Annotated in this window: 1 protein-coding gene; it reads right to left on the bottom strand. The window is 66.2% G+C overall.

Annotated features, from left to right (window positions below):
* On the bottom strand, nt 1–557 hold a 557-nt coding region (locus tag OEB96_RS00315), incomplete at both ends, for a hypothetical protein (RefSeq protein WP_323137304.1).

Genomic DNA, 557 nt, shown 5'->3' with positions numbered 1-557 from the left:
CCGACGCCGAACGCCTCGCCGACCTCGGTGCCGGTCAGACCGCCCCACACGTCCTCGTCGTCATTGCCCACCGCAAACGCGGCGCCGTACGGTGAGGCGAGGAAGTGGCCGCTCTCCTGGGCCATCATGCCCAAGATACCGGCGTTGCGCGCCATCATCTCCGGGTCGAAGTTGCGGGCCATCTGCGGCACCGCGTCCTTGGGACCCTTCATGGCGTAGAGACCCGACTTCTGCTTGGAGGTGGGCTTGCCCATCTTGCCCTCCTCGCCCTTGTGCCGCTGGCCCTGACCGCCGGCCTCGTCGTCGCTGTTCTCCTGCTCGGGCGGCGGCTCTTCCTCGGGCGTCTCGTCGGGCTGGTTCATGTAGCCGACGAAGCGGTTCTCGGCCATCAGGTCGTCCATGTTCATGGACAGCTCTTCCTCGGGGATGAGGTTGACCATGACCAGGAGGGTGCCGATCACCGCGAACGAGGCGGCGTTGTAGATCCAAAACGGCTTGTCGGCCTCGGACTTGGCCGCGATCACCTTGCCGGGCGGCACGGTGTTGACGTGGTAGGT

This window comes from Paraliomyxa miuraensis (genome assembly GCF_026337845.1).
GTDB lineage: Bacteria > Myxococcota_A > Polyangia > Nannocystales > Nannocystaceae > Paraliomyxa > Paraliomyxa miuraensis.
The sequence above is the reverse complement of the archived record's forward strand: the minus strand, read 5'-3'. Positions and strand labels throughout refer to the sequence as shown.